General features: G+C 48.0%; 8 protein-coding genes. 7 read left to right on the top strand and 1 reads right to left on the bottom strand.

The genetic code is table 11. The features are described from left to right. Nucleotides 1-207: 207 nt before the first annotated feature. Nucleotides 208-1,095, top strand: coding sequence for a tRNA glutamyl-Q(34) synthetase GluQRS (gluQRS, locus tag HMPREF3050_RS06350; protein ID WP_070774137.1), 888 nt, complete (start codon nt 208-210; stop codon nt 1,093-1,095). Between the two features lie 277 nt (nt 1,096-1,372). Beyond that, the gene (locus tag HMPREF3050_RS06355; RefSeq protein WP_003758320.1) at nt 1,373-2,104 is read left to right on the top strand and encodes a LytR/AlgR family response regulator transcription factor; all 732 of its coding nucleotides are present in this window, start codon (nt 1,373-1,375) and stop codon (nt 2,102-2,104) included. A 203-nt stretch (nt 2,105-2,307) separates the two neighbouring features. Here HMPREF3050_RS06355 and coaD read toward each other — a convergent pair whose 3' ends face one another. After that, nucleotides 2,308-2,838, bottom strand: a complete 531-nt coding sequence (coaD, locus tag HMPREF3050_RS06360; protein ID WP_003776009.1) for a pantetheine-phosphate adenylyltransferase — start codon at nt 2,836-2,838, stop codon at nt 2,308-2,310. Here coaD and HMPREF3050_RS14620 point away from each other — a divergent pair. From HMPREF3050_RS14620 to HMPREF3050_RS06380, 5 genes are all read left to right on the top strand, one after another. Continuing rightward, the gene (locus HMPREF3050_RS14620) at nt 2,837-2,974 is read left to right on the top strand and encodes a hypothetical protein (RefSeq protein ID WP_168166261.1); all 138 of its coding nucleotides are present in this window, start codon (nt 2,837-2,839) and stop codon (nt 2,972-2,974) included. The genes coaD and HMPREF3050_RS14620 overlap by 2 nt on opposite strands. Before the next feature lie 298 nt (nt 2,975-3,272). Continuing rightward, complete coding sequence (locus HMPREF3050_RS06365; protein ID WP_070774139.1) at nt 3,273-4,250, top strand: ABC transporter substrate-binding protein; 978 nt, start codon at nt 3,273-3,275, stop codon at nt 4,248-4,250. Nucleotides 4,251-4,669: 419 nt separating this feature from the next. Further along, the gene (locus tag HMPREF3050_RS06370) at nt 4,670-5,827 is read left to right on the top strand and encodes a ComEC/Rec2 family competence protein (RefSeq protein ID WP_070774141.1); all 1,158 of its coding nucleotides are present in this window, start codon (nt 4,670-4,672) and stop codon (nt 5,825-5,827) included. Nucleotides 5,828-6,013: 186 nt separating this feature from the next. Further along, entirely contained in the window at nt 6,014-6,811 is a 798-nt protein-coding gene (locus HMPREF3050_RS06375) for an ABC transporter permease (RefSeq protein ID WP_070774142.1), read from the top strand. Next, on the top strand, nt 6,811-7,468 hold a 658-nt coding region (locus tag HMPREF3050_RS06380; protein WP_210399917.1), incomplete at its 3' end, for an ATP-binding cassette domain-containing protein. The genes HMPREF3050_RS06375 and HMPREF3050_RS06380, both read left to right, overlap by 1 nt.

Raw genomic sequence — 7,468 nt, forward strand, 5'->3', positions numbered from 1 at the left:
TTGTCCTGATTTAAATTTAATCCACTATAAAACGTCTTGATGGTTTGTGAAAAGCAGCAAGGTTAGGATGAGCGGAGTTAAAAACATTTGAGCCTTCACAAAAGCCCTACGATAAAATACGCGGTATGAAAGCCTGATGCTGCGCCGCAGTTGGCAGTTCAGGCTTTGCCGACATATCGCCCATTTTGAGTTCCATACGGAGTTTGCATGTATATAGGACGCTTCGCCCCCAGCCCTACCGGTTTGCTGCACATAGGTTCGCTGCTGACCGCTTTGGCTTCTTATGCCGATGCGCGTGCCAACGGCGGCAAGTGGCTGGTGCGTATGGAAGACTTGGACCCGCCCAGGGAAATGGCGGGCGCCGCCGCGCATATTTTGCACACATTGGAAGCGTTCGGCTTTGAATGGGATGGCGAAGTCGCCTACCAAAGCCGACGGAACGGGTTGTATCAAGAGGCATTGGGTCGTCTGAAAAGCGAAGGGCTGGTATATCCTTGTTATTGCAGCCGTAAAGACTGGCAGGCGGCGGCAACGGCGGGGGCGGACGGATTTGTGTATAACGGGCGTTGCCGCGTTCCGGCACAAAGGCCTGAAGCGAATGGGAAAACGCCTGCTTGGCGGATTGCCGTTCCCGACAGGATAATCGGTTTTCAGGATGGGATTGTCGGCTATTACGCCCAAAATCTGGCACACGATATCGGCGATTTCGTCCTGCTGCGTGCGGATGGTTTTTGGGCGTATCAACTTGCCGTAGTCGCGGACGATGCCGAACAAGGAATCACGCATATCGTGCGCGGACAGGATTTGCTGGTGTCCACGCCGCGTCAGATTTATTTGCAGCAATGTCTCGGCGCAAACACGCCGCATTACGCGCACCTGCCTTTGCTGGTGAATTCGCAGGGGCAGAAATGGTCCAAACAAACGCTTGCTCCCGCTTTGGATTTGAACCGGCGCGAAGCGCTTTTGCGGCAAGTGATGCGTTATCTCAATCTTCCCGATGCGCCCGAGGTTGACCGACCCGAGGAATTGTTGGCGTGGGTGGTTTTACATTGGGAGATACGGGCGATACCGGTTAATGACATAGTCACGGAGTAAATTTGTAAATTTGCAACAAATTACTTGAGGTATTACTTAAATTTTTAATTTTTGTAAGTAATCGCTTGTTTTTTGGATAAAGTTAACAGAATTAAGGTATATTCCTAAACACCTCAAGACCACTTTCATTTCAGATGAATGTTTGGCCTGTCTGCCAAAACGGCAGAAAGAGGCAACCGTATGAGAAAAATGTTTCAACATACCGAAAACACGCGGGAACGTTGTGTATTGATTTAAAATTCACATTCGTATTTAAAATAACAAAGAAAAAAAGATTATGTTAAGTGCCATTATTGTTGAAGACGAAGTGCTGGCAGCAGAGCGTTTACGGGTCTTACTTGAAGAATGCAATGTCGTCTTGCTTAATGTATTCCACCATGCCCAGCCGGCATTGGATTGGTTGAGCATACATGAAGCAGATATCGTATTCGCCGATATCGGCCTGCCTGAAATCAACGGTTTGGAGTTTGTCGAGCGCATCAAGCGCGGTGCCAAACGCCAGCCCGAAATTATTTTCACCACCGCCTATGAAGAACACGCCCTGCGTGCCTTCGAATTGGCTGCCGCCGACTACCTGCTCAAGCCCATCAGAATGACCCGTCTGCAAGCGGCGCTTGACCGCGTCGGCGAAAAATACCGCGAAAAAGCCGACGATTTCACCCATTTCACCGTCTTCAGCCGTGATCTGATGATTGAAATCCCATGGCAGCAGGCGCGTTATTTATTGGCGGAACACAAAACCGTATTCCTGATTACCGGCGACGGGCAGCGATACGAATTGCCCAAAACGCTGGTTTCTTGGGAAGAGCTGCTCGGGGACAAAGTAATCCGCATCCACCGCAACGCCATCGTGTTCCGACACACCTTAGACTGCCTTATCCGCTTGGATGAAGAGGAAGACGAAAGCAATGCCATTTGGGGTGCGAAGGTTTTGGACGTACCCAAACCCCTTCCCGTCAGCCGCCGCCAATTGGCGACCCTGCGCAAGATTCTGAAAAAACAAATCTGATGGCGGATTTGCCGCATCATCAACAAAGCCCTGCCGTTTGGCAGGGCTTTTGTTTTTCAGACGACCCCTTGTCGTGAACCGAAACGGTAGTCGTAACAAGGCGGCAGGGTAGTAGATGGATAAGATTAGGATAAGGCGGGGCAACAGGTTATCCCGATGGAAGGGTAATCCGTTATCTGCCTCCAATTCCCGTTGTCCGAACCTTATTGCGATGCGCCGTCATTCGCCGTTTTATCGTGATCCCGCACGATTTTGTCGTACACGGCCTCGGGCAGGTAGCGGCGTATCATGTCGCGCCAGCCGTCGGGGCCGACCAAGCCTTTGACCATGGTGGAAGACACTTCCGCAATTTCGCGCGGCGGCATCAGAAAGACCGTCGAAATTTCGGGTGCAAGGTCGCTGTTGATATAGCGCATGGAGCGTTCGTATTCGTAGTCGGCAGCAGAACGGATGCCGCGAACGATAAATCCCGCGCCGATTTCACGCGCGTAGCGGACAAGGAAGCGGTTTTCAAATACGCAGATGCGGACGTTGGGGAAGTCGCCCGTAATCGCTTCGAGCATGGCGCGGCGTTCGTCTATGGTGTAGGTGTTGCGTTTTTCAGGGTTGATGCCGATGGCGACGACGAGTTCGTCAAAAAGCGCCTGCGCTTCTTTTATCATCCAAAGATGACCGAGCGTCGGCGGGTCGAAACTGCCTGCGTAAACAGCGCGGCGCGGGGGAATCGTTTTCATGGAAAGTAGAATGAGTGATGGCAGCCGTCAGCATAGCGGGCGGGGGCGGGAATGTCAAAAAGGTCGTCTGAAACACAAAATCAGTCCGTATTGGGGCGAAACCGGGTTTTCAGACGACCCATTCATTAAAACATGATTGATATGAAATCAAACGCCGGAAAGATTCGCTTCAGGCGGTTTAAAGCAATAACGCGGCGACACCGGATCAGCCTTCCTTTACTTCGAAATCCTTTAATAGCATAATAAATAGAAATTATTATCAAAATTTATCCGTATTAGACAAATGGGCGAAAGTGCATTTGTATAGTGGATTAAATTTAAATCAGGACAAGGCGGGGCAACGCCGTACTGGTTTAAAGTTAGGCGAGGTAACGCCGTCCTGGTTTAAAGTTAATCCACTATATTTCAGACGGATTCGATATGGAGATTGGAAAATGGAACTGAAAAGACGTGATTTCTTAAAAATGACCGCCGCACTGGCTGCGGCAGGGGTTTCGCCTTCGCTGTTGGCGGCGGGGAAAGAGCAATTTACCATTTACGGCGCGCCGGCGATGCCCAGCGTCACCATCGCCGTAGCGGTGTTGCAGGGCAAGTTGGCGAAGCAGGCGGACGTGTCGCTCAAGGTTTGGCGCTCGCCCGACCAGCTTCGCGCGGGCGTGGCGAGCGGGCAATTTAAAGTGATGATGAGTCCGAGCAATGTCGGCGTGAACCTGCGCAACCAAGGGCAGAAAGTCGGCATGGTCAATATTTTGACCAACGGCATCACGCAGTTGGTCTGCAAAGGCAGCGCGATTGCCTCGCCGCAGGATTTGGCCGGCAAAAAAATCCTTGTGCCGTTTAAAAACGACATGCCCGACATCGTGCTGCAAGCCTTGCTGAAAAAACTGAAAATCGATGCGCATAAAGTCGGCATCACCTACACCGCCACGCCGCCCGAAGCGGTGGGGCTGTTTTTGAGCAAGGACTACCACGCCGCCATCCTGCCCGAACCGATGGCGAGTGCGGGTATGCTCAAAGGCAAAACCATGGGCGTAAACGTGGTGCGCGGCTTTGATTTGGTGAAGGCATGGGGGCAGGCGTTTGACACCAAACCGCTGATTCCGATGGCGGGCATCATCGCCAACGAAGAATATTTCCACGCACACAAGGCGCAGTTCGACATCTTCCATCAGGATTTGAAAAACGCGCTCAACTGGATACTCGCCAACCGTCAAAGCGCCGCGAAAATCGGCAAAAACTACCTTCCCGCCCCCGAACCCGCCCTAGTCATGGGCTTGGACGGCGCGCGGCTGACGGTAACCAAAGGCAGTGAAGTGAAGAACGAGATTTTGAAGTTTTACGAAATCCTGATGCAGTTCAACCCGAAACTTTTGGGCGGCAAGCTGCCGGATAACGGATTCTTCTTGGCTTAAAGGGAAAGAGGTCGTCTGAAAAGGGTAGGGTGGTTGTGAATACCTGATTTATCATTTTTCAGACGGCCTGTCAGGACATTATCAGAGTAGCGTAGGTCGGATTCTTGAATCCGACATTTCGGCTAAACGGGGCTGTCGGATACAAGTATCCGACCTACTCTTTTCAGACGGCCTATCAGATAATAGTTCGAACAGTACACAAAGAGCCGTCATTCCCGCGCAGGCGGGAATCCAGTCTTTGATATTGCAGGAATGTTTTAAAATTGCAGCAACGTCAAACTTCTGGATTCCCGCCTGCGCGGAAATGACGGCGGGTGGTAACCGTGGGTTGCCAAACTCAACAAAACTGTCGAACTGTCTGAAATGTTGGGTCATGCCCCAATTTACCAGTTAATTAGAAATATTTTATAGGTGATTTTATGAATATAAAAATGCAAAGAACTTTTTACCCTGTAGGGCAAGGGGGATTTTATAGCGAATCATTTAAGACAGAAAATAATAACTTTAATGTTGTATATGATTGCGGTTCAATATCAAGAGGTGTTGATAAAGTAATTTCAAATAGTTTTGATAAAAATGAAGATATAGACATTTTATTTATTTCTCACTTTGATAGTGATCATGTCAATAAAATTAATATTTTAAAAAATAGTGTGGGTAAAATTAAAACAGTAATCATGCCTTTACTTTCTGAAGAAGATAAGAATTTTTTACTTCTTGTTTATAAATGGTTAGGTAGTGAATATAAAAATTCTTTGGATATTCTAAATAATCCAAAAGAATTTTTTGGAAGTGAAACGAAAATTATTTGGGTTAGAGAGGTTGTTGAAAGTAGGGATGAAGAATCAAATCAGGAAATAAGGGATGTAGCTGAAATTGAAGATGGAGCTGAAATAAAAAGCGGGGAAAATATTAACTTTTCTCTTGAAATTTGGAAATTCTGGATTTATAAACCATACAACTATAAAAATAAAACAAGACACAAAGAATTGCTAAAGAAATTTAGAGAAAATAATATATTAATTAATGATTTAAATGATATTGAATATATTTTTAATCACATAAAAGAAATTAGAAAATGTTATAAAGAATTAGAAGGAAATATTAATCAGAACTCCCTAGTTCTTTATTCTAATCTCATTGAATATAAAGATAGCACAGCATATATATATTATATTCATATGGGAGAAGATTATTGGAAATTTTATCCATTTTGCCGTTATTATTTTTCAAAAAATCGGTTTAATCTTGGATGTATTTATACTGGAGATGTTCATTTAAAAACAATCGTTGATGACTTTAAAAATAAGATAAAACGATGTAAATATTATTTGCCAGTCAATACAATACAAGTTCCACATCATGGTAGCAAAAATGGATTTGATATTGACTTCTTCAACGACTTTAGTGAAGGACGGCGTAGAATAATCTCTCCAATATCATTTGGTTTATCGAATCCCTATGGGCATCCATCAAGTATGGTTATTAAACAGTTAACCTCGGAGTGCCATTTACCTGTTTATGTTACGAATGATAAGAGAGATTCGTTTACTCAAGTTTTTAAATTTCGGGTTTAACCGTAGGTTGGTTTAGCCGCAGGCGTATCTCAATCAAAACACTGAATCCCAAACCAAGGTCATCTGAAAAACAATATTTGGGAAAACCAAACCGTTTCGTTGGGTTACGGTGTTCCATCTAACCCAATTACCATTTTTCAGACGACCTATCATCCCCAAACCATCCTACCAATCAACACTCAAACCATGATTAAAACCGACAAAATTCGCAAACCGCAGCCTGCGGTGTTTTACATCATCGACTACCTTTGGAGCGGCTTTGCCGGTCTGAGCGTGGCGATGGTGGTGGTGGCGTTGTGGGCGTGGGGCAGTGCCGTGTTCGGTGAGTTTATGCTGCCTGCGCCGGTGGAGGTGTTTCAAAAGTCTTTGGATTTATTGCAACATTTTCAGGAAAACGAAATCGGGATTTCGCTGTGGCGGTCGGTGGTGGGTATTTCGGTTGCGCTGGCGGCGGGGTTGGCGGCGGGGCTGGTGGCGGGCAGTTTTAAGACGGCGATGGCGTTGCTTAAGCCTGTGATTACGGTTTTGTTGGCGATGCCGCCGATTATTTGGGTGGTGATGGCATTGTTTTGGTTCGGTTTCGGCAATCCGAGCGTGTTGTTTACCATCATTGTGTTGGTTGCGCCGCTGACGTTTGCGAGTGCGGCGGTCGGGATGGCGAGCGTGAACAAGCAGCATGAGGAGTTGTTTGACGCTTATAAATTAGGCCGTCTGAAAAAAATCCGTTATCTGTATATCCCGCATCTGACGGGCTATGTGATTTCCAGCGTCGGCGTGGCGGTGGCGATGGGGGTGAAGGTGGTGATTATGGCGGAACTCTTGGGCGCGAGCGAAGGCGTGGGCGCACGGATTGCGGACGCGAGGGCGATGTTGGAGACTTCGACGGTGATGGCTTATGTGGTGCTGGTTATCGTGTTTGTGTCGCTGTTTGAATACCTGATTACCAAGCCTTTGGAAATTTTGTTTATGCCGTGGAGGAGATGATGCTCTGTCTTGAAAACGTGCGTTTTGAAATTCTCCGCGACCCCATCGTGCGCGATTTCAGTTTGAACCTGCAACATGGCGAAGTGAAAGCCTTGTTCGGGCCGAGCGGCTGCGGCAAGACGACGGTTTTGCGGCTGATTGCGGGCTTGGAAACGCCAAAATCGGGCACAATACGCAATACTTTCCGCAAAACGGGTTTTCTGTTTCAGGAAAACCGCCTGCCGGAAAACCTGACCGCGATGCAGAATATCGCGATTTTTATGGACAAACCCGATGAGGACGAAATCATCGCGCTGGCGGCGAAAGTCGGGCTGACTGCGGGCGATTTGAACAAATATCCGACCGAGTTGTCCGGTGGCATGGCGAAACGGGTAGCGTTTTTGCGCCTGCTGCTGTGCGGCTGCGACCTTGCCTTGCTGGACGAGCCGTTTGTCGGTTTGGACCGCGATTTGCGCGATATTTTGGTTGCCATGCTGGTGGAAAAAATCGAGCGGCAGGGCATGGCGTGTATGCTGGTAACGCACGACCGCTTCGAAGCCGCGCGCCTGAGCCATGAAATCATGCTGCTTTCCACTAAGGGCATGAACGTGCAAAACGTGATGACCCTGCCTACGCCGCTATCTGAACGCGATTCGGCTTTTGAAGAAGCCGTGGTGG

It is taken from the genome of Neisseria sp. HMSC065D04, assembly GCF_001815675.1.
Lineage (GTDB): Bacteria > Pseudomonadota > Gammaproteobacteria > Burkholderiales > Neisseriaceae > Neisseria.

Coding starts and splice junctions, on each gene's coding strand:
- gluQRS (WP_070774137.1), top strand. CDS start 208: ATGTATATAGGACGCTTCGCCCCCAGCCCTACCGGTTTGCTGCACATA.
- HMPREF3050_RS06355 (WP_003758320.1), top strand. CDS start 1,373: ATGTTAAGTGCCATTATTGTTGAAGACGAAGTGCTGGCAGCAGAGCGT.
- HMPREF3050_RS14620 (WP_168166261.1), top strand. CDS start 2,837: ATGGAAAGTAGAATGAGTGATGGCAGCCGTCAGCATAGCGGGCGGGGG.
- coaD (WP_003776009.1), bottom strand. CDS start 2,838: ATGAAAACGATTCCCCCGCGCCGCGCTGTTTACGCAGGCAGTTTCGAC.
- HMPREF3050_RS06365 (WP_070774139.1), top strand. CDS start 3,273: ATGGAACTGAAAAGACGTGATTTCTTAAAAATGACCGCCGCACTGGCT.
- HMPREF3050_RS06370 (WP_070774141.1), top strand. CDS start 4,670: ATGAATATAAAAATGCAAAGAACTTTTTACCCTGTAGGGCAAGGGGGA.
- HMPREF3050_RS06375 (WP_070774142.1), top strand. CDS start 6,014: ATGATTAAAACCGACAAAATTCGCAAACCGCAGCCTGCGGTGTTTTAC.